At 49.0% G+C, this 21883-nt stretch carries 18 protein-coding genes and 1 other RNA gene; 15 read left to right on the forward strand and 4 right to left on the reverse strand.

The genetic code is table 11. The features are described from left to right. Window positions 1-6: 6 nt before the first annotated feature. From ACKU41_RS13620 to ACKU41_RS13670, 11 genes are all read left to right on the forward strand, one after another. Window positions 7-435 (forward strand): F0F1 ATP synthase subunit epsilon, encoded by a 429-nt coding sequence (locus ACKU41_RS13620; RefSeq protein ID WP_319777935.1) that lies wholly within the window; start codon window positions 7-9, stop codon window positions 433-435. A 317-nt stretch (window positions 436-752) separates the two neighbouring features. Beyond that, window positions 753-2135: a bifunctional UDP-N-acetylglucosamine diphosphorylase/glucosamine-1-phosphate N-acetyltransferase GlmU gene (gene glmU, locus ACKU41_RS13625; RefSeq protein WP_321401536.1), complete on the forward strand. Its 1383-nt coding sequence runs from the start codon at window positions 753-755 to the stop codon at window positions 2133-2135. A gap of 31 nt (window positions 2136-2166) precedes the next feature. After that, the gene (locus ACKU41_RS13630) at window positions 2167-2343 is read left to right on the forward strand and encodes a hypothetical protein (protein ID WP_319777937.1); all 177 of its coding nucleotides are present in this window, start codon (window positions 2167-2169) and stop codon (window positions 2341-2343) included. A gap of 79 nt (window positions 2344-2422) precedes the next feature. Next, window positions 2423-2671: a cell division protein ZapA gene (locus ACKU41_RS13635; protein ID WP_015853314.1), complete on the forward strand. Its 249-nt coding sequence runs from the start codon at window positions 2423-2425 to the stop codon at window positions 2669-2671. A gap of 37 nt (window positions 2672-2708) precedes the next feature. Then, window positions 2709-2891: non-coding RNA, 6S RNA (gene ssrS / locus ACKU41_RS13640), on the forward strand. Window positions 2892-3093: 202 nt separating this feature from the next. Next, entirely contained in the window at window positions 3094-4650 is a 1557-nt protein-coding gene (gene rny / locus ACKU41_RS13645) for a ribonuclease Y (protein ID WP_319777938.1), read from the forward strand. Window positions 4651-4870: 220 nt separating this feature from the next. Beyond that, window positions 4871-5659, forward strand: coding sequence for a TIGR00282 family metallophosphoesterase (locus tag ACKU41_RS13650; protein ID WP_321401540.1), 789 nt, complete (start codon window positions 4871-4873; stop codon window positions 5657-5659). Between the two features lie 170 nt (window positions 5660-5829). Beyond that, the gene (gene tyrS / locus ACKU41_RS13655; protein WP_321401542.1) at window positions 5830-7098 is read left to right on the forward strand and encodes a tyrosine--tRNA ligase; all 1269 of its coding nucleotides are present in this window, start codon (window positions 5830-5832) and stop codon (window positions 7096-7098) included. A gap of 236 nt (window positions 7099-7334) precedes the next feature. After that, the gene (locus tag ACKU41_RS13660) at window positions 7335-7778 is read left to right on the forward strand and encodes a DMT family transporter (RefSeq protein ID WP_319777941.1); all 444 of its coding nucleotides are present in this window, start codon (window positions 7335-7337) and stop codon (window positions 7776-7778) included. An 86-nt stretch (window positions 7779-7864) separates the two neighbouring features. Further along, window positions 7865-8749 carry a 4-hydroxybenzoate octaprenyltransferase gene (locus ACKU41_RS13665; RefSeq protein WP_319777942.1) on the forward strand — a complete coding sequence of 295 codons (885 nt, stop codon included), beginning with the start codon at window positions 7865-7867 and terminating at the stop codon, window positions 8747-8749. A gap of 344 nt (window positions 8750-9093) precedes the next feature. Then, window positions 9094-10677 carry a methyl-accepting chemotaxis protein gene (locus tag ACKU41_RS13670; RefSeq protein WP_319777943.1) on the forward strand — a complete coding sequence of 528 codons (1584 nt, stop codon included), beginning with the start codon at window positions 9094-9096 and terminating at the stop codon, window positions 10675-10677. A gap of 258 nt (window positions 10678-10935) precedes the next feature. Here the strand turns inward: ACKU41_RS13670 and ACKU41_RS13675 are convergent, their stop codons facing one another. The 3 genes from ACKU41_RS13675 to ACKU41_RS13685 all read right to left on the reverse strand — a co-directional run bounded on the left by ACKU41_RS13675 (window position 10936) and on the right by ACKU41_RS13685 (window position 15676). After that, a complete protein-coding gene (locus tag ACKU41_RS13675) occupies window positions 10936-12255 on the reverse strand; it encodes a histone deacetylase (protein ID WP_319777944.1) in 1320 nt (439 codons plus the stop codon). Between the two features lie 12 nt (window positions 12256-12267). After that, complete coding sequence (locus ACKU41_RS13680; protein ID WP_321401546.1) at window positions 12268-13932, reverse strand: hydantoinase/oxoprolinase family protein; 1665 nt, start codon at window positions 13930-13932, stop codon at window positions 12268-12270. Window positions 13933-14143: 211 nt separating this feature from the next. Next, on the reverse strand, window positions 14144-15676 hold the full coding sequence (locus ACKU41_RS13685) for a sigma-54-dependent Fis family transcriptional regulator (RefSeq protein WP_321401548.1): 1533 nt from the start codon (window positions 15674-15676) through the stop codon (window positions 14144-14146). Between the two features lie 324 nt (window positions 15677-16000). Between ACKU41_RS13685 and ACKU41_RS13690 the strand changes: the two genes are divergently transcribed. Further along, a complete protein-coding gene (locus ACKU41_RS13690) occupies window positions 16001-16234 on the forward strand; it encodes a hypothetical protein (RefSeq protein ID WP_321401550.1) in 234 nt (77 codons plus the stop codon). An 82-nt stretch (window positions 16235-16316) separates the two neighbouring features. Here ACKU41_RS13690 and ACKU41_RS13695 read toward each other — a convergent pair whose 3' ends face one another. Beyond that, window positions 16317-17213 (reverse strand): metal ABC transporter solute-binding protein, Zn/Mn family, encoded by an 897-nt coding sequence (locus ACKU41_RS13695; RefSeq protein WP_321401551.1) that lies wholly within the window; start codon window positions 17211-17213, stop codon window positions 16317-16319. Between the two features lie 414 nt (window positions 17214-17627). On the opposite strand from ACKU41_RS13695, the gene ACKU41_RS13700 reads away from it, so the two are divergent. The 3 genes from ACKU41_RS13700 (at window position 17628) to ACKU41_RS13710 (ending at window position 21873) form a co-directional block, all read left to right on the forward strand. After that, window positions 17628-18830, forward strand: coding sequence for an ammonium transporter (locus tag ACKU41_RS13700; protein WP_319777950.1), 1203 nt, complete (start codon window positions 17628-17630; stop codon window positions 18828-18830). Window positions 18831-18996: 166 nt separating this feature from the next. Continuing rightward, complete coding sequence (locus ACKU41_RS13705; RefSeq protein WP_319777951.1) at window positions 18997-19335, forward strand: P-II family nitrogen regulator; 339 nt, start codon at window positions 18997-18999, stop codon at window positions 19333-19335. Then, window positions 19336-21873, forward strand: coding sequence for an ACT domain-containing protein (locus ACKU41_RS13710; protein ID WP_321401554.1), 2538 nt, complete (start codon window positions 19336-19338; stop codon window positions 21871-21873). Window positions 21874-21883: the final 10 nt, after the last annotated feature.

Here is a 21883-nt window from a genome sequence, read left to right on the forward strand (position 1 = left end):
GCGATTATGGCTAGTAAGCTCCTTTTGGAAATCGTTACTCCTGATCGCAAGGTCCTTTCCCAGGAAGTCGACTATGTCGGCGCTCCGGGAATTGAGGGTGAGTTTGGTATTATGGCCAATCACATACCCTTTCTTTCGGCTCTCGGCGTAGGTAACCTCTACTTTAAAGAGGGTAACCGTACTCACTATATCTTTGTTTCCGGCGGCTTTGCCGAAGTAGGAAACAATAAAGTGACCATTCTCGCCGAAGTTGCTGAAAAGGCCGTTGAGATCGACATCGCTCGGGCTCAGAAAGCTCAGGAAAAAGCGAAGGCTCGTTTGGCTAAAGCACAGGATCGCATCGAATCCGCCCGCGCGCAGGCAGCTCTTCAGAGAGCGCTCGCACGCTTAAGCTGCAAAGATGCGGCCCAGAAGGCCGGGACTACCACTCACTAGAGCTTAGTTTCAGCCTCTAAAGCCCGTATGGCTATCAGGGAGCAGACTGTTTGACAGTCTGCTCCTTTTTTTTATCCATTGATAAATCATCTCTTCCATCACAGCGTGTTAGCTTGAGGTATGTTTTATAATTTAATCCGTTTATGCAATGCTGCTAGGTCATAACAAAAAGTTTTGCGTAGCTTAATTCCTTTTTGCAAAAGGGTTTAAGCTTCTTGTTATATTTTCATTAAGTCTGGCCGAGGCAATTCCTGTTTACGCAGCATCGGCAACCTGCTAACAAGTTGCGAGCAATTAATATCGGAGAGTAATTGATTATGAATAATTCATTTGCCTGCGCCCTCGTTCTAGCCGGAGGAAAGGGTACCCGCATGCATTCGGAAAGCCCTAAGGTTCTTAAAACCTTGCTCGGCGAGTCCATGCTCTACTATGTATATAATGCGTTGAAGCCATCTCTGGGTGAGAATGTTTTTACCATTGTCGGTTTTGAAGCCGAACGGGTAGAAAAAGCATTTCCGGATATGAAAGACCGATTTGTGCTTCAGGCTGAACAGCTTGGAACTGGACATGCCCTGCAGATGGGGTGGGAGTGCATCAAGCAGACTGAATCTGAATATTGCCTGGTAATCAACGGAGATACTCCGCTTATTCAGGAACATATTGTGGCTGATTTTCTTACGGCTGTTCAAAGGGATGGATCAGATATTTCTTTTGTAAGTATCACCCCTGATGATTCCGGTGAATTCGGCCGAGTCACCCGCGATGAAAACGGGCAGGTTGCCGCTATTGTGGAAGCCAAAGATTACGATGAATCAGTGCACGGTCCGGCCAGCGGTGAAGTCAATGCCGGGATTTATTGCCTGAAAATTTCCGCTGTGGAAAGCCTTCTTAGCAAGCTGACCAACAATAATAAGAGCGGAGAGTATTATATCACTGATCTTGTTGACCTTGCTGTGGAATCTGGCATGAACGTCACCGCAGTTAATGCCGGAGATTCCATTGATCTCATGGGGATCAACAGTCCGTTTGAGCTTGCACAGGCAGAGAGCGTTTTGCGTTTAAGAGCTGCAGAAAAGTTGCTTAACAGCGGTGTTACACTGCACAATTGGGAATCTGTTGTAGTCGGCCCCTGTGTTAAGATTGAGCCGGGTGTCGAGATAACCGGTCCCTGCGAGATTTACGGACTGTCCGTGATTGCGCGCGGATCTGTAGTTGAATCTCATTGCAGAATTGTGGATAGTGAGATTGCTGAAGGTGCACTGATCAAGGCATACAGTCATCTTGAAGATGCACAGGTCGGCCGGGACTGCATGGTCGGACCCTACGGTAGATTGCGCCCCGGTGCAGTTATGGAAGAAGGCTCCAAGGTGGGCAACTTTGTTGAAATTAAGAAGGCCGTGCTCGGCAAGGGCGCGAAGGCCAGCCACCTGACTTATCTGGGTGACAGCGAGATCGGTGCCGGAACAAATATCGGCGCAGGAACAATTACTTGCAATTATGATGGGGTGAACAAGCATAAAACTGTCATTGGCGAAGGCGCTTTTATTGGCAGTAATACAGCTCTGGTCGCTCCTGTAACTATTGGTAAAGGCGCCTTAATCGGGGCCGGATCAACAATTACCAAAAATGTGAATGATGGAGACCTCGGCGTGGCTAGAGGTAAGCAGGTCAACATTTCCCGGACTTTTAAGAAGTCTTGATTTTGTAATGATAAGGTATTAGGTTAGAAATATGGAAATAATCGCTCAATTGGAAGAACGTTTCGATAAAATGCTGCAAAAGATCAAGCAACTCGAAGAAGAAAATGCATTTCTTCTTGAGGAACTTGAACAGGAGAAACAGCGCAAGGACGAAGTCCGTGGTCGCATTGAGGTTCTCCTGAATAAAGTTGAAGGTACCCTCGAATAAGGTTTTTAGCTCCGCTCCCCTTGAAAATAGGGGGGCGGGTTTATATAAAATTATAGAGGACTATAGTCACCGGATTAATATGCCCCGTTATACAATACCCGTTCTCGGGCTTGAAATATCATTCAAGACCGATGCGGATAAAGAAAGAATTGAAGCCGCTAAAGACGTGCTCGAAGAGAGATTCAGCGAGCTTACCAGGGGCGGAAAAGATGTCAGCAGGGAGAAATTACTCACCTGTCTGGCGCTGAGTCTTGCCGATGACTACCTTGAACACAGCCGCAAGCTGGAAACTATGGAAGAGAAAATTAACGCGCTGTTAGAGAAGTGATAAGTTGTGCATTGCACAACTTTTTAAGATATAAGAAATTTCCCTGGGGAGTGCGTGATTGCCCTATGGCTTTTGAACCAATATAAAAAGTAAGGGAGCAAGCATCACCGGAGTGGTGTGCAGGCCCGGTTTAACCGGGAAGCCTTAAATTCCGGGTGCAGCGCCCACCTGTTAGACTAGGTTCTAACGTATACGGCAACACGGCATCTCCGGGGTCCCCTAGCGGGATTCTCGGCATTGGTATGAATTAAGGGATTAATTTGTCTAATTATTCTGCCTGCCTGCTTAAAGATTTTCTCACCCAGCCTGCTTTTATTTTTTCCTTACCTTCCATTGCAGATTGTTATAATCTTTTCCGATTTAACAAATCGGTGGTGACAAATCAGGTCCGTTGAGGCCTGTCAACATAAAAGGAGAAAGGCATGTTTGGGGATTTTTTTCTAATACTATTTGGAATCGCCCTTGGTGCCGCAGGCGGATACGCCTTGCACAGGTACGTGAATTCCAAGCGTCTGGCCGATTCACAGGGATTGGCAGACCGGATTGTACAGGAGGCCCGTAAAGAAGCTGAAGCCATGAAAAAGGAAATTAAGCTTCAGGGGCAGGATGAAGTATATGCTCTGAAAAAAGAGCAGGAAAACGAGTATAAAGAAATGGAGCGCGGCCTGAAACGTCAGGAAGAACGTCTCCAGGAAAAAGAAGAGCGTCTTGAGAACAAGCTTGAGAAGGTCGCCAGTAAAGAGTCGGAAGTTGTGGCTCTTGAAAAACGCATGATCAAGCAGGAAAAGAAGCTTGAAACTCTGCGTGAAGATCTTGAAAAGCGTAAAGATGAGCATGAACGCAAACTGCAGGAAGTCTCCGGGCTGACTGTAGAAGAAGCGCGTGAAAAGCTCATGACTGAAATTGAAAGCCGGACCCGTCACGAGGCCGCTAAAATGGTTCGCGCCATTGAAATGGAAGCCAAGGAAGAAGGCACCCGCAAGGCCCGCAAGATTCTGGCTCTGGCTATCCAGCGTTACTCCGGTGACTACGTCAACGAACAGACTGTTACCGCTGTAACTCTGCCTTCCGAAGATATGAAGGGTCGTATTATCGGACGTGAAGGTCGTAACATCCGTGCGCTGGAGGCTGCTACCGGTGTAGACCTGATCATTGATGATACCCCGGAAACAGTTGTTCTTTCAGCTTACAGCCCGCTGCGCCGCGAAGTGGCCAAGCAGGCTCTTGAGCGTTTGATCCACGATGGACGTATCCATCCCGCTCGCATTGAAGACATCGTCAACAAAGTTGAGCAGGAAATGGACGTCAAGCTGCGTGAAATCGGTGAACAGGCAACCTTTGATGTGGGCGTACACGGTATCCATCCCGAAATCGTCAAGCTTATCGGTCAGCTGCAGTACCGCACCAGTTTTTCCCAGAATGTTCTCCAGCATTCACTTGAAGTGGCTTTCCTCTGTGGGATCATGGCCGCTGAGCTGGGTATGGATGAGAAAATCGCCAAACGTGCAGGTTTGCTGCATGATATTGGTAAGGCTGTGGACCACGAAATTGAAGGCCCGCATGCCGTTATTGGTGCCGACCTTGCCAAAAAGCATGGCGAATCCAAAGAGATCATCCATGCCATTCAGGCTCACCACGAAGATATTCCGCCTAAATCCGTACTTGCAACCCTCGTACAGGCTGCGGACTCCTTGTCCGGTGCCCGTCCCGGTGCTCGTAAGGAACTGTTGGAAAACTACGTCAAGCGTCTTGAAGAGCTTGAGAACGTTGCTACCGGTTTTGACGGTGTTGCTAAAGCATACGCCATTCAGGCCGGTCGTGAGATCAGGGTTATGGTCGATGCTGAGAAAGTCTCTGACGATAACACCCATATGCTCTGTAAGGACATCGCCACCAAGATTGAAAACAACATGACCTATCCGGGGCAGATTCGCGTGACCGTTATTCGCGAACGGCGTTCGGTGGGCTATGCAAAGTAAATAACTTCCTGAAGGGCCCGGTTTACCGGGCCTTTTCTTTATCGTCGATGCGCTTTGCGTTTTTTTAGAATGAAAGATGCCTCCGGCGGCTCTCCGAGGTCGCTTTCCAGCGGGACCAAAGGAACAAGTCCCTTTGGAATCCCGATTGGGTTTAAGCTGTCTGTTGTTTTTAGTTTGTACCTTGATCCGGTTAAGTCTTTTATAAATTATGATTAATCCCATGCGTATTCTTTTTCTCGGTGACATATTCGGGCGTCCCGGCCGTAAGGGGATTGCCGCCAAAATTAAGACTCTACGTGAAGAGTTGAACCTTGATCTGATCATTGCCAATGGAGAAAATGCATCACAGGGAATCGGGCTTTCCATAAAAAATGCGCAGCAGCTTCTGGATTGCGGTATTGATCTGCTCACGTCCGGGAACCATATCTGGAAGTTCAGCAATATTTATTCTTTTTTAAAGACCAGCGATAAGCTTATTCGTCCGGCTAACCTGCCGGAAGGTACACGCGGAAGGGGCTGGACATCTTTTAAAGTCCATGATGAAGTGCCCGTTGCGGTAATCAATATGCAGGGTCGTGTTTTCATGGATCCGGCAGAATGTCCGTTTCATACCGCAGATAAAATTTTAGAGGAACTCGATCCGGAGATTAAAATTATCCTGGTGGATTTTCATGCCGAGGCCACTTCAGAGAAGCAGAGCCTTGGCCGTTACCTTGACGGGCGGGTCAGCGCAGTATTGGGGACTCATACCCATGTACAAACGAATGATGCCCGTGTTTTTGAAAAAGGAACCGGATATATAACCGATGCCGGCATGTGCGGTCCCATTGAATCCTGTCTGGGCTTAAGCCCCAATCCGGTAATCAAAAGGTTTGTGACCGGATTGCCCCAGAAATGGAAAGTTGCAGGCGGCCCCATCGAATTGCAGGGCGTGCTGCTCGAAATTGACGAAGAAACAGGCCGGACTGTCTCAATTGAGACATACAACTCAGGCCGTATGAGCGTATAAGAAAAATTTCATAAAATTATTGCCTATCGTTGACCTTACCCAGCGAAGCTTAATAAAAGTTTTTGGGATTCTTAAACCCTTTTTTCAAAAAGGGTTTACGGCCCCCGGCAGGGTTGCCGAAGGCATGCCTAATGCAGGCAAATAAATACATTCTAAAGAGGTTTAACCAAATGAACATTTATGACGAACTAAAGTGGCGAGGGCTGATCAATCAGGTATCTGACGAAGAGAAGGTACGCGAGTATCTGGATACTCCCGGTCAGTGCATGTATTGTGGCTTCGACCCCACTGCCGACAGCCTGCATATCGGTAACCTTGTTCCTCTGCTGTGTCTTGTGCGTATGAAACGTGCCGGCCACAATCCCTTGTTTCTGCTTGGAGGCGCAACCGGACGTGTCGGTGATCCCAGCGGAAAGGATAAGGAAAGAGAGTTTTCCTCCATTGAAAAAATTGAATCTCAGGCTGCGAATATTCAGGCCCAGATTGAGGCTTTCTGCGAGCGTAACACCGGTGAGAAAGCAGAAGTTGTAAACAACTACGACTGGACCAAAGATATTTCATATCTTGAAATGCTGCGTGATGTCGGCAAGCATTTCACTATTAACTGGATGATGGCCAAAGAATCCGTGAAGGGTCGTTTCGGCCGTGATGATGTAGGCATTTCCTACACCGAATTCAGTTACATGATTCTGCAGGGCTACGACTTTTATCACCTGTTCAAGGAAAAAGGTTGTCAGCTCCAGATTGGTGGAGGGGACCAGTGGGGTAACATCACCGCAGGTTGTGAATTGATCCGCCGTAAGGCTCAGGGTGAAGGTTATGCTGTGACTTTCCCGCTGATCACCACCGCATCCGGTCAGAAGTTCGGTAAGAGTGAAGGCAATGCCGTTTACCTGAACCCTGAAATGACTTCTCCGTACACATTTTATCAGTTTTGGGTCAACACCGATGACCGTGATGTGATCAATTTCCTCAAGTATTTCACTTTCCTTTCCAAGGAAGAGATTGATGAAATTGCCAAAGAGCACGAGGAAGCACCACATATGCGTTCCGCCCATAAACGCCTTGCCGAAGAAACCACCATTATGATCCACGGCAGGGAAGAGCTTGAAAAAGTTCAGGCTGCAACAGCAGCGCTGTTCGGCAAGGGCGACATTAAGTCTGTAGATGCCGCAACCCTGCGCGGGGCCATGGAAGCAGCTCCCGGTGTTGAATACGTCAAGGACGAGCTGCCCGACCTGCCTCAGATTCTGCTTGATCTGGGCATGGTTAAATCCAAAGGTCAGGCCCGCAAGGACATCAAGGGCGGCGGCCTGTATATCAACAATGAGCGCGTTGCCGAGTTCGATTACGTTCCCGGTGATGATGACTTCATTGGCGGTGAATGTATGCTCATCCGTAAAGGCAAAAAGAACTACGGCCTTGTTACTTTGAAATAATGATGCCTCCGGCGGCTCTTCGGGGACCAAAGAAACTTTTGGTTGGCCTTTGCCGCTGGCGTGGCGAGATTAGCGAGGCACATAACACCGCACTATTTGTCCAAAATAGTGCGGTGTTCTTTATTGCGGTTTTCCGCTAACGTAGCGAAGCTCACTAAAAGGTTTTGAAATGGGGAGTCCAGAGGGCAAAATTTTGTAAAAAGTATTGCCCCCATGGACAACGGAGGCAAACTGAAATGCGTTTATTCTTTATATTTATGTCCTTCATATTTGGTGCGCTTGCGCCTACGCAGGCCGGGGTGAACCTCAGGCTGAAGGGCTTCGTGGGCGATCCTGTTCTGGCGGCCATAGTCTCTTTTTCCGTCGGGACGCTGAGTCTGCTTGCTTATGCGTATTTTGCCAGAGTTCCGCTCCCGGAAGGTTCTGCCGTGCTCAAAGGGCCTTGGTGGATGTGGACCGGCGGGCTGATGGGCGCGTTCTTTGTGGCTGCGGCGATTATTGTGGCTCCGGTGCTGGGCGCGGGAACCATGATGTGCTGGATGGTGGCCGGGCAGATGCTTGCCTCCGTTCTGCTGGACCACTATGGCCTCATAGGGTATGCCGTGCGGGAGGCTACGCCTGCGCGTATGGTCGGGGCATTCTTGATTGTTATCGGCGCAGTGCTGGTTGAGAAGTTTTAGCGATTTCTTATCTGGACAAAAGAAGAAGTGTTCAGCTGAAATTAATGTTTGCCGGAAAGAACGAGCAAAAGATTAAGGAGTAGGGTGTGAAAGATATTCTTTTAAAATATTTGAATAAATTGCTGGATAATACGGCTCTGGTTTGTCGAATGGTCAAAATTGAGCATTCCATTTTTGCCTTGCCCTTCGCTTATATGGGATTTTTTCTAGCCACTGGCGAATGGGCCGGATTCAAGCCTTTTGCCTTGCTGACCGTGGCCATGGTGGCTGTACGTTCTTTTGCCATGGCGGTGAACAGACTTTTCGATATTAATATTGATAGCGAAAACCCGCGTACACGGACCCGTCCGCTGGTGACCGGGGAACTTACTCCGTTTTTTACTTTTTGCTTTATCGTGGTCTGTGCTGTTGTTTTCGTTTTCGCTTGTAAGGGCATGAATGAACTTTGTTACAAGCTTTCATATTTTGCGCTGGGTTGGTCAGCTTTTTATTCTTTGACCAAGCGTTTTACCATGCTTTGCCACTTTGTGCTCGGTTCCGTGCTGGGACTGGCCCCGGTCGCCGGCTGGCTGTGCGTTGATCCAGCTTTTTCCCTGCCTGCGATACTGTTCTTTTTCGGGGTGATGTTCTGGGTGGCCGGTTTTGATATTCTTTACGCCACACAGGACCGCAAGTTTGACCGCAAGCGAGGACTGAATTCTGTTCCTGCCAACCTAGGAATTCAAAAGGCCCTGACCATTTCTACTTTCAGCCATATCAACACGGTGATATTTTTCGCGCTGGCCGGTCTGTCAGCAGGACTGGGCTGGGTTTATTTCACTACCCTTGCTGTTGTTGGCGGAGTTCTTATTTTCGAGCATCAGGTTATTTCCGCTGAGGACATGAGCCGGGTGAATATGGCCTTTTTTACTTTGAACGGGGTTATATCAGTGGTGCTTTTCTTCGGGGCGTTTGCTGATATAATGCTATAAATAAAATGTTTAAAAAAATAATAAAGTTTGTTCTTTGTTAAGAATATGTTACGGGTTCAGTGTTATGCGCTGAGCCCGTTTGTCTTTTTATGCTAATCCAAAACGTCTAGACAAGCCCTTATAAACTGTTTAGAAGCGAATTTGCGAGGTTTTAAGGTTCGGTTTTGGACGGCTTGAAATATCTTTTGTTTTGTCGGCATCATGTTGCGCCGGAAGCTGTATTGCAATCCAATTGTTACAGTCTGGGGTGTCTTATCCGGATGACAATATCAGTGTGAAAGTCGGCAGGAATGGATGGGCGGATGATTTCATAAGTTATTCGTTTTTTAGCTGGGAGAACTGACATGGAGAATGGAAATGGAAAATTCCTGCGTGTGGTTGCGGGGATTTATTTGGGAGTGCTTTTCGCCGCGGGAGTACTCTGTGGCATAATTCTAACCGTTTACAGTAAAGAATCATGGGCTGTGACCGGGCTGGCTGCCGGGTTTATAGCGTTGCTGGTTCTACTGGGAATTGGAATTTTTACTGTCCTTAAAAAACAGGTTGTCCGACCTGTGGAATGTCTTACAAATTTTGCTGGCCTTGTGATTGAAGGCAGGTATTCGGATGCTGATAAATGCAGTACGCCCGGTCTGGATGGGTTGCGCGCTGCAATAAGCAACCTGAGTGATGCTTATAAGGAACGTCTCGGTTTCAGCAGGAGTATTCTTGAAGGATTGCCTTTAGGGTGCTGTATTGTTGATACTAATGAGCATGTCACTTTCTTGAATAATGAGATTTTGGAGATGATCGGTTCCAAAGAGCGTCCTGAATCATATCAAGGGCGCATGCTTTCTCAGGTTTTCTACCATGATGACCGTAAGTCCCTTATCGGCCATTGTATGGAAAAGAATGAGCGGGCAATGAACAGGGATGTAATTTTCAAGCATGTTGATGAATCTGATGTAAATATTCTGGCCAACCTTTTTCCCCTGCACGATGTGGTCGGCAATGTCATCGGCGGCTGTTGCCTCTACATCAACACCACCGAGCTTAAGCAGCGCGAAGCGCATATTCTTGAGCAGAATGAACTTATCGCCAGAGCTGCGGAGCAGGCCGATACTGTTGTCTACGAACTCAGCAGCGCCGCCGAGCAATTACGCGGACTGGTCGATGAGGCCCGCAAGGGCGCCATGGTCCAGAGCGAGGAAGCAGGGCAGGCCGCTACCGCCATGGAAGAAATGAATGCTACTGTACTCGAAGTTGCTCGCCATGCTCAGGAAGCAGCAAGTGATGCCGATAAGGCAAAGGCTGATGCTGAAAAAGGTGAAGATATTGTAGCCGGTGTAGTCAGTGCTATTGATGAGGTTTCCGGTCAGGCAAGTTCACTGAAAGCATCCATGGAAGATCTGGATGTGAAAGCCGAAGCTATCGGTAATGTCTTGAGCGTGATTGAAGATATTGCAGACCAGACAAACCTGCTGGCCCTGAATGCGGCAATTGAGGCTGCCCGGGCTGGTGAAGCCGGGCGCGGATTTGCCGTTGTTGCCGATGAAGTGCGTAAACTTGCGGAAAAAACTGTTCAGGCAACAACCGAGGTTCATCAGGCTGTCTCCAATATTCAACAGGGGGCCAAGGCCAACGTGCAGGCCACTGAGGTTGCTGTTGATTCTGTAAACCGCAGCACTCGTCTTGCCGGGGAGTCCGGTGATGCTCTGGCCCGCATTGTATCCATGTCCGAAGAGACCGCTGACCGGATTAGATCTATTGCCACCGCCGCAGAACAGCAGGCTGCCGCAAGCGAACAGATCAACCGTTCAACTGAAACGGTGAACCGTATTTCAAACGAAACTGAGCAGGCCATGGTGGAATCTTCCTCAGCGATTGAAAAGCTGGCCCGTCTGGCCGGGGATCTTTCCGACATTATTCATGGTATGCATAATAAATAATAAAATTAAGCAAGCTAAAATTAAAGCGGGCAAATCCAACTGGATTTGCCCGCTTTTTTTATTAACAAAACATCAAAATGAACAATAAAACGGCGAAGCCTCATTAAAATTTACGGGATTCTTAAAACATTTTAATAAATCCGTATGAAAGCGGATTTGTCAGGTGCCTGAACGCACCGCAATAAAAAAGATTTAAGCCCCCGGAGGTTCCTCCGCCAGGCATTCCCCTCACAACCTGAGGAGTTTACGTTTCTTCGGTCAAAATCCGTAACGCAGGTAATCCTTTTCCCTGCGGTTGATAAGCTGGATGTAGCGGTAGCGGCTCTTTACCTGCGCTTCTTCCAGTAAAGAATAGCCCTGATTACGGCATGAATCGCAGGCGTTGGCGGGAATTTCAAGGCCGAAACCCATGGGACCGCCTTCGCGCTGGCTTTCCACTTTGAGCAATCCCCGGCAGTCTTCGCAGAGCAGCAGGGATTCGGTCTGTGATTCGGTAATGCCTTCTGTATCGTAGAAAATATTGCGGTGCCGTATGGACCATTCCCCGCTGATGACACCTTCGCTGCTTTCTGCCGGAGGATTGAAATAAATATCCTTCACGCCTTCGCAGACAGTAGCGATGTAGTTCATGATTTCATCGGATTCGCGCAGGGTTTCGGGGTTGAAACCCGGTTCTCGCACGTGGGAATAGTCAATCCCGGCCATGGCAAGGCTGATACCGAGGTTTACGTAGGGCAGGGCACCCTGAATGGCATAGCCTCCTTCCAATACTGCTATATCCGGTTTGAGCATGGAGTTGAGTGCTGCATACCCCTGTGCCGAGAAATTCATGTTGGTGATAGGATCGGTGAAATGGTTGTCCTGTCCGGCTGAGTTGATGATCAGGTCCGGCTTGAAATCTTCAAGAATCGGCATAACCGCTTTTTCCATGACCATCATGAATCCGGCGTCTGAAGTTCCGGGGGGCAGGGGGATATTCACAGTGCGTCCGAGGGCCTTGGGACCACCGGATTCTCGGGGGAAACCTGTTCCGGGATAGAGGGTGCGCCCGTCCTGATGCAGGGAGATGAACAGGGTGTCCGGGTCATGCCAGTAGACGTCTTGAGTTCCGTCGCCGTGGTGACAGTCGGTATCGACAATGGCGATACGTTTGGGGCCGTAGTTTTCACGGATGTACTCGCACATAATAGCTTCGATGTTGATGGCGCAGAATCCGCGTGAGCCCTGCACGGTCTTCATGGCGTGGTGGCCCGGAGGACGCACGAGGGCAAAAGCTCGTTCCCTTTCCCCTTCCATGATCAGTTTTGCCGCTTTGATGGCGCCGCCTGCGGAAATGCAGTGTGAGCGGGTGGCAACGGCCGCAGCTTCCGGAAAGCAGAAATGGACCCGTTCAATATCTTCGCTGGAGGCAACTTCCGGTTTATATTCGCGAATGCCTTCTATGTCGAAGAGGCCTTCTTCTCGCAGTTGGTCCTGTGTATAGAGCAGTCTCTCTTCCCTCTCCGGGTGGGTGGGGGATATGGCCCAGTCAAAGGCGGGGAAAAATATTATTCCCAGACTGTTTTCAGCCTTGAGCATTGTTAACTCCGTTTATGAATATGTCCGGTCCACGCCGGGTTTGATCTGGCATTTAACCCTGATGTTGCGTCCGACAGTGCTGGCTCCGTTGACCATATTGAAGGATGAGGAACTTGTGATCTGGGCATTGGAACCGTCTGAAGCCACATGCATTTCGCCAAGGTGGGCCAGCAGGTGGTTCATGGCATCTTTTTCAGCATCTTCGATATTGTAGCTTCGGGGAATGTTTTCGCGGTGGCCGAGGGAGGGAATGAACATGAGTCCTCGCTCGGTGTCGGCGAAAAGTTCCAGCTCGGTGGTGGTGCGGGTCAAGGCTGCGCCGATGGCGTTGGCGACATCGTAGTTCTGCGGCACCTCGGTGGAAAGACGGAATTTGCGGAAAATATCCATCTTCATAGCTTGTGCCGGTCCGCCCATGATGTAAATTTTGCGGGGGATGATTTTCCTGTTATCCAGCAGCTCATGTATTGTATAGACCGGCTGCTGGTTGATTTCATCCACCAGTTCTCGGGTGGAATCGTGAATTTTGTCCACCGCGTATCCGATGGCTTGATTTGCGAGTTGATCCATATCTAGGCCATGTTTCGCGGCAAAAGCGGAAAATCCTGATCTGGATCGTTCGGTATTGCCGCAATCGCAGGAATCTTTCCAGATCAACGCATCCGTCAGAGTCGGGATCTCGCCGCCGAACGCAATGGATGGGCCGAGGCGGTTGGGCCCGACCCGGACTTTGCCATCCAGTATTGAAATAGCAGAATCCCCGCCGATACCGATGGAATGGACTTTCAATGCCCGCACAAGGGTAGGATGGGAGCCGATATTGATGCCTTCCTGTTCAATTAGAGGGCTGCCTCCAGCGAAAATTGCGATGTCGGTGGTGGTCCCGCCGATGTCGTATATGATTGAATCATGGGTAATGTTGCACAAGGCAATAATACCCATAACACTGGCGGCCGGGCCGGAAAAAATAGATTGCACCGGAACTCTGCGTGACAGATCGAGAGGCATGGTCCCCCCGTCTGCTTTGAGAATATTTACTTTGATTTTTCTCAGTCCAGTCTCAGCCAGAGTTTCTGATATGGCATCGGCGAATTTATTGAAAACCCGCCAGACCGCGCAATTGTAGAATGCGGTGGAAATGCGGCGGGGAAAATTCAACCGTCCGGTGAGCTGGTGCCCCAGAGTGATGAAATCTGCATTGTCGCCGACAGCCAGTTCTATTTCTTTTTCATGGGCCGGATTGCGGGGGGAAAATTTTGTAACCGCAGCGTATACTTTAATCCCTGCATTGCGGCAGGAAACAATTGCTTCTTCAAGAGAAAGGTTATCCAGCCGTTTGGTTTCCGAACCGCGATGGTCCAGCGAACCGGGGATGACATGGAAATCCTTACATATCATGAACGAATGGGGGTCCAGTCCGGGGCCGGCGGAGACTATGACACCCACATCTTCGTAATTGCCTTCCACAATGGAGTTGGTGGAGAGGGTCGTACTCAGATTGAGCTGCTTTATGCGTGCCGGGTCAGTGTGGCGGAGAATTTCCCCAAGACTGTTCCTGATAGAAGACAGCAGGTTATCATGTTCAGTGGCGACCTTGACCTGTGCTTCCAGACCGTTAGGGCCTATGGCAACGGCGTCCGTATGGGTCCCGCCGACATCAATTCCGAGAAGGAGCATCTGGTAAATCCTTGAACTGTTCTCCCGCCATGGCGGAAGGCTGGTGAGAATTTAAATGGAGTAATCCGTTTCAGCTATACAAAAGAGCCTGTTTTCGGATTTTAAGCTATCCATTTTTCTAGCACCGGGCCAAGGCCGGAGTCCAGAGGTTTTACCGTCAGCGGTTTAATGCTTCCCGTGAGCGGTTTCTGCTTTCCTGTTTATGGAAGTTTTATCCTTGCTTGTTGATTCCCAGCTTTTTCATGCGTGAATCAAAGGTGGAGCGGTTGATATCTGCAGCGCGGGCGGCCCGGCTTATATTCCAGCGGTATCTTTCCAGCAGCTTCATTACATATGAATACTCCACTTCCTTCCAGGTCATGGAAGTCAGGTCGTGAGCGGAAGGGGGATGCTCCTGCGATGCCGGGGAACTGTTCTGCTGCGTTTTTTGCGGCGGAGTAGTGCCTGGATGTATAATGTGCAGGGGAAGGTCTCTGCCGGTGATGGTGTCTCCCGGAACCATGGCCTGAAATTGTTTGACCATGTTTTCAAGTTCACGGATGTTGCCCGGCCAGTTGTAGGCTCCCATTACCTTCATGGCTTCTGCTGACATTTTTTTAGGCAGCATGTGGCTATGCGCTGCTTCGCGGTTCAGGAAGTGTTCGGTGAGCAGGTTGATGTCCTCTTTGCGTTCACGCAGAGCAGGCAGTTTCAAGGGCAGTACATTCAGCCGATAGTATAGGTCTTCCCTGAATCTTCCGGAGCGCACTTCTTCTTCAAGGTTGCGGTTGGTGGCGGAAATGATGCGGATGTCGATTTTTTTGGTTTGTGTTCCGCCAAGAGGTTTAATCTCGTTTTCCTGCAGTACTCGCAGCAGTTTGGCCTGCAGGTTGATGTCCATGTCGCCGATTTCATCAAGGAATACTGTGCCTCCGTCTGCTGCCTCAAACAGGCCGGACTTATTGGTGGTGGCTCCGGTGAAAGCTCCTTTTACATAACCGAAAAGTTCACTTTCCAGCAGGTTTTCAGGAATTGCGCTGCAGTTCTGGGTCAGGAACGGCTTTTGTGCCCGTGAACTCTGGGCATGAATTGCCTCGGCAAATAATTCTTTACCAGTTCCGGATTCCCCATAGAGCAGTACCGGATAATTCGTGGCTCCGTAATTTTCGACCAGTTTCAAGGCTTTGTTTACGGATTGGCTTTTACCTACAATGGATTTGTTGTCCCTGATGCTGCTCAGGGTGCGGCTGAGCTCTGCATATTCAATGCGTTGTTTCTGGAATTCAAGTGAGTTGCGTAGTGAGATTGATCCGATATCCACCATGTCCTGCAGCATGGTCAGATAAGCTGGGTCTAGATTGAGCTGTTCCCCGCTTGTGCTGGTATCAATTACCTGCACCGCCCCGTACACTTCCTGTCCTTTAAAATGCAGAGGAAAGCATAGGATCAATTTGCTTTTTATTTTGAAATTCCGTTCAATGGAGCTGAAATGGCGTGAGTCTCCGGCTTCAGCGACGGTCATTTTCCCGTTTTTGATGACCCAGCCTACAATGCTTTGTTCCTGCGGGGATATCTGCACTCCTTTTATCTTTTCACTCTTGTTCCCCATGGCTTCAACGCATTCGTACATGTTGTCGCGCTTGAGCCATAGCGATCCTCTTTCAACATTTTGGAGTTTCAAGAGCAGGGCCAGGATCTTGGTTTGCAGCTTTTCCGGGTCCAGTTCTTGTGAAAGAGCTTTATAGTCATTGATGGATATCGTCATAGATGTTGTCTTTGGGTTGGGTTCTTCGATGGTGTTATTTGGTTATTTTTGTGAAATATCGTTAAATTAATGATGAGTCAAGATTTTATACTGTAGGAATGATTATCACTAACAAAGGATATGGAGGGGCAGCCCTTTAGTATAGCACGATTTCAGGTTTAAGGAAAGTTTTGGCACGGAAGGTGCTATGAGGTGGGTAGCTTGTTAGTCAAGTATGGACCGGAGAGCCCACTCCACCTCCCCGACCCCTCCGGGCTTTCCGGTCCATAACCTTTTCAGGAACAAATCCGATTCTATTTCTTTCAAATATACGGAGATGGTGTGATGAGTAGTGTAGAATCTTTAGTATCCATGCATCGTAAGGATATGGTTCTTTTACGTACTGAGGCAAAGCAGGCCAGAAAGCAGAGGCACGGCAGTGAGCGCGAACTGGATCAGGCGTTCAAAGAGTTGCGTAGCAAGCTTTCTTCTGAAATGCCGGTAGCAAGCTCTTTTCCAATGAAACTTTGTGCTCCCATTGCTTTGATGGTTACTTTAGTGGGAGTGTTCAGTATTTAAGATTTTTTGTGTCCGACTGTAGTAGTCGGTAATCGCCGACAAAAAGCCCGTTTACTTTTAAGTAAACGGGCTTTTTGTCGTTTTAATGTCTGGTTGCAAAGGCTCCGGCTGTGCGGCGCAGGTTGGCGGTCCAATCTTCCGCCAGCGGGTCGGCTGTCAGTATCTTAGCTCCGATGGAGTCTGCAATTGCCTGTGCGCTCTTTTTTGAAAACTGAGGCTGAATAAAAATTGCTTTGACGGAATTCTTTTTTGCAAGATTTATAAGTTGAGCCAGTTTCTTGGGGCTGGGTTCTTTGCCTTCAAGTTCGATGGGGATTTGGGTCAGTCCGTAGGCACGGGCGAAATATCCCCATGAGGGGTGGTAGACCATGAAACTGAAGCCTGTTTTATTTTTGGAGAATGTCTTCAGCAGTTCGGAATCCAGCTCATTTATTTCTTCGGCAAAGCCAAGGTAGTTGTGAATGTATGCCTGTTTATTGGCCGGGTCATGTTCGATCAGGGTGTCTCTGATCTGTTGACTTATGATGCGTACCAGTTGCGGGGCCAGCCATACATGCGGGTCCATTATCCTTTTTGTGGTCTGGTGGTCTTCATGTTTACTTTGTTCATGCTGCCCGTCTTCATGGACATGAGCCCTCATAGCGTGGTGAGCTACCCCGGACCCCAGATTTATAATTTCAAGGTGGCTGTTGGCGGATTTGAACCTCGGCAGCCACGCCCTTTCAAATGGGACTCCGATGGCAAAGTAGATTTCCGATTTACTTAACTCGGCCATTTGCCTTGGCTGCGGTTCGTAGGTTGCGGGGCTGCTGCCCGCTTTTACCATGATGTTTGCCTTTACGAGTTCTCCTCCGATTTTTTCTACAAAATATTTTAGCGGCGGGATTGAAACTGTGGTTTGTAATTGGCCGGCTGTGGCTGCAGTGCTGCTGATGAGGATAGTCAGTGCCAGTAATAGTGCTATTTTAAGTTTTGTCATGGAGTTCTCTTTTGTTTTTTTGATATTGATTTTCATTTATAGTTATATGGCCATATATTAAATGATGTCAATCCGGCTTGTCATCTAATCAGCGGAAAATGTTTTTTCTTTATTGACCCAGTTTGCCGAATTATCTCATGCAAGAGCTAAGCGTATATTTGTCTTATTGTTTAAATATGGCAACTGTTGAAATAATTTTTAGTACTAATTTTCCAAATATGTTTTTTGGGTGTATTTTTCTCTGGTTTGTGAGTATGAAGTTCCCTGTTTTGGCACAAGGTGTGCTTAATAAGTCACTAAAGTGCATTTTTGAAGGCTGGATTTTCTAAAATTGTTAAAAAAGAAGCGATAAGAACGATTTTAGAGACATAATTGTAAAACTAGGTGAATGAAATCAACGGGGGTTGATCAAAAATGAATTCGGCGGATACTTCATTTATTCTTGTTTGTGCGGCTCTGGTCATGTTCATGACTCCGGGGCTGGCTCTTTTTTACGGCGGCATGGTGCGCAGCAAAAACGTACTGGCCACCATCATGCAGAGTTTTATCATGCTTGGACTGGTTTCAATTGTCTGGGCTGTTATCGGTTATACCCTCTCCTTCGGAACCGACATCGGCGGCATTATCGGCGGCATGGATTTTTTTGCTCTTAACGGCGTCGGCATGGATACGGTCAACAGTCCTGCCGACAATCTGCCCCATCTTCTTTTCATGATTTTTCAGTGTATGTTTGCGGTTATCACCCCCGCACTTATCACCGGAGCTTTTGCCGAGCGCATGAAGTTTGGTGCTTTGCTGATTTTCAGTTCTCTTTGGGTCATATTTGTCTACGCTCCCATGTGTCATTGGGTCTGGGGAGGCGGCTGGATGGGCGATCACGGTGCTCTCGACTTCGCGGGCGGTGCGGTTGTTCATATGAGTTCCGCAGCAGCAGCCCTTGCCGGTTGCCTGATTATGGGTAAACGCAAAGGATACGGTAAAGAACCTTTTATCCCTCACAACCTGCCTATGACTCTGCTTGGTGCCGGGATGCTCTGGTTCGGCTGGTTCGGTTTTAATGCCGGGTCCGCCCTTGCAGCCGACGGTCTGGCTGCCAACGCTTTTGTTACCACCCATCTTGCTGCGGCTGCAGCGGTTCTCGGCTGGCTGCTTGTTGAAGCCATGCATGCAGGCAAACCGACTACGCTCGGTGCTGCCTCCGGTGCTGTAGCCGGCTTGGTCGCCATCACACCGGCAGCAGGTTTTGTTACCCCTATGGCCTCTATTGTTATCGGATTCGGCGGAGGTATGGTTTGTTACGGCGGTGTCCTCATGAAATCCAAGTTCGGTTATGATGACTCTCTCGACGTTGTAGGTATTCACGGTCTTGGCGGAACATACGGTGCAATTGTGACCGGTCTTTTTGCCAGCATCGGTGCCGAAGGTCTTTTCTACGGCAATGCTTCCCAGCTCTGGATTCAGATCGAATCATGTCTTGCCACATGGGCATACTGCTTTGCGGTCAGCTGGGTGCTTTTCAAGGTTATCGACAAGTTCTACGGCCTGCGCCCCTCCGAAGAAGAGGAAGTTTCCGGGATGGACGTTTCCGAGCACAGTGAGGCCGGGTACCAGATTTAGCAACAGGTTATTGATGCGCTTCGCGCTTTTGTCAGATGATTTCGCCTTCGGCGACCAAAGGCCTATAACCCTTGGTTAAGAAGCTTTGCTTCGAATCATGGTGATATAGAGAGCTGATATGCTTAGCCCCTTTGGAATTCATAATCGCTAAGACAGGATAATTCCAATGAGAAAAGTTGAAATAATTGTAAGACCTTTCAAGGTCGATGATGTGAAAGATGCCATAGCCGCTCTCGGCCTCAAGGGTATGACAGTTACTGACGTGAAAGGTTTCGGACGTCAGGGTGGACACAAGGAAGTTTATCGTGGTGCCGAGTATCAGGTGGATTTTATCGCCAAGACCAAGGTTGAGATTGTGGTTGATGCTGACCGGGTTCCTGAAGTTATAGAAGCCGTCAGTGAAGCAGCCAAGACCGGAAAGGTCGGTGACGGCAAGATATTCGTTATCCCGGTTGAAGAAGTGGTACGTATACGTACCGGTGAAACCGGTCCGGAAGCCATTTAAATGAATGCTGAAAATTCCCCCGGATCGTCCTCCGGCCTATCCGTAGACAATCTGTTGGCGGGGCGTGAAATACTCCTCGCGGCATGCTCCAAGAGCATGCCGCGGGATTTTCCGCAGCAGTTGTGCGGATTGGTGGATGATTATTTCAGGTCGAGAGTCAGGGAGGCTGTATCGGAGGGCATTCTCTCTTCTTATGAAGATCTTTCCATCGTAGCCGTAGGAGGTTACGGACGCGGACAGCTGGCCCCTTTTTCGGATATCGATGTTCTGATCCTTACCGATCTCTCGGCTCAAGATGATCTTGAAGATCTTGCCTCCTTTCTTTTTCATCCCTTATGGGATCTCAAGTTTGATGTAGGCCACGGCGTGCGCACTGTGGAGCAGAATCTTGAGCTGGCGAAGTCTGATTTCAAGGTACTGGCTTCACTTTTGGATTTGCGCTTCATTGCCGGGCGTGAGGAGCCTTTCCGCAGGCTGGTCAATGATTTCAGATCCGGGGTGCTTCCTGTTGCGGGGGACGAATTCTGCCGTATCCTTTGGGAGAATCGTTCCAAGACCGGGCAGGGGATGGACTCTGTAGTTCTTGAACCGGATCTGAAAAATGGCTGGGGAACCCTGCGTGACGTCCAGTTTATTCGCTGGTGCGCCGACATTAAGGGGAATTACTATCCCCTGAATAAAGTCGATCTTATTGATCTATGCAAAGCCGAAGCCCTGCTCATGCAGGCCCGCAGTGCAGTGCATCTGTCGCGAAAGCGTAAACAGGATAAGCTGATAATTGAAGTCCTGCCTGATGTAGCATTGTTATGCGGGGTCAAGGGCTATGATCCGGCAAAGCGCGGTAATGACCTGCTCACATCCATCCATCAGGCCATGGTCAGGGTTCGTTCCATGGGGGACGCTCTTTTCCGTGAATCCTTTGATGTCCAGTCCCGTTCCTTTATTGATCACCGGGGCATTGCCGGTCTGAGAGCCGGGCTGGAGGTTTTCGGTATCAAGTCCCGGACCGGGGCGCCGTTGACCCGTGAAGCCCGCCGTGCGGTTTCCTCTATTAATTCTGCAGAAGGCATCAACCTGACCCGCGCTTTGAAGATGCTTATCGACATATTTAAAGGTGAATTCGGCTGGCGTGCATCAGTGGAAATGCTCGACAGTGGTGTTTTCAAATCATTTCTTCCGGAATTTTCAAAGGTTGCAGACCTGGTGCCTTATGACGGCTACCATCAGTACCCTCCGGGACGTCATTCCCTGCTGACTGTCCACAAGTGCTGCGATATTTTTCGTGATGAATTTTCCGAGGGCGGTAAATGCATTTCCGGTGCGGATTTTGATGCCTTGGTTCTTGGAGCTTTTTTTCATGATATCGGCAAAGGGAAGCGCAACCACAGTGAGCGCGGCGCCGAGATTGCCGCGGATATTCTTGCTCGAACTGATTTTCCGGCCCGTTTTAAGGACGATGTAATCTTTCTTGTGCGTGAACATCTTCTTTTGATCCGCTCTTCGCGCTCAATTGATTTAAGTTCTGTTGAAGCGTTGGGTAAAATTGCGGAAAAAGTCGGATCTCTGCGCAAACTGCGCATGCTGTTCATTCTTTCTATGGCCGATTCCATGGCAACCGGGCCGCGAGTCTGGAATTCGTGGAGTGAATCTTTGCTGCGGGAGATTTATGCCGGGCTGGAACTGGTTCTTACAGATGATCCGTTAATTGATATGGCGCCGGAAGCACAGCTGACCGACACCATGCGCCGGGTCCGTGAATGCGCAGAAGGTGTGGTCGAATCCGGGATGGTTGAGTCCCTGATCAACTGCATGCCGGAACGTTACCTCAGTGTGGAAGATCCGGATGAGATTGTAGAGCATATGCGGCAGGTGCTTGAATTCAATCGGGCTTATGAACGGGATATGGTTCGTAAACCTTCGGGTAAGGGGGGACGGGGGTTGAGTCTGGTGCGACCCTTTGAAACCGAGGATGATAAACGGGTCAAGCTGGTCATAACTGCCAAGGATCAGGATTTTCTTTTCGCCGCCCAGAGCGGGGTGCTGGCCCTGCATTCGGTGAATATCCTTTCTGCTGAAATTTTTTCATGGGCTGACGGGACCGCAGTAAATATTTTCATTGTAGAGGCCCCTTCTGAGAATTGTCCTGATGATATCTGGGGCAGGGTGGAGCGGTCTATCATGTATGCCCTGACCGGAAGGCTGGCTCTTGATTACCGGCTGCATAAGAAACAGAATTCCCTTATTGCGCGATCTGTCCCCACCCGGGTACCCACCCGGATCAGCATTGATAACGAATCCAGTGAGGATTGTACTCTTATTGAGGTTATTACTCAGGACCGTTCCGGTATCCTGTACGATATGGCGGCGTTTTTTTCCCGTATGAACATAAATCTGCGCATGGCCCGTATCTCAACCACAGGGCAATCCGTATTTGATGTTTTCCATGTAGAAGGTGCGGAAGGTGGGCGGATTGAAGATAAAATCCATCTGAAAGAACTGGTGGGTGCCCTCGAGTATACCCTGACCGGAAGCATTTAACTGTCTTTCG

The organism is Maridesulfovibrio sp. (genome assembly GCF_963678865.1).
Classification (GTDB): Bacteria; Desulfobacterota; Desulfovibrionia; order Desulfovibrionales; family Desulfovibrionaceae; genus Maridesulfovibrio.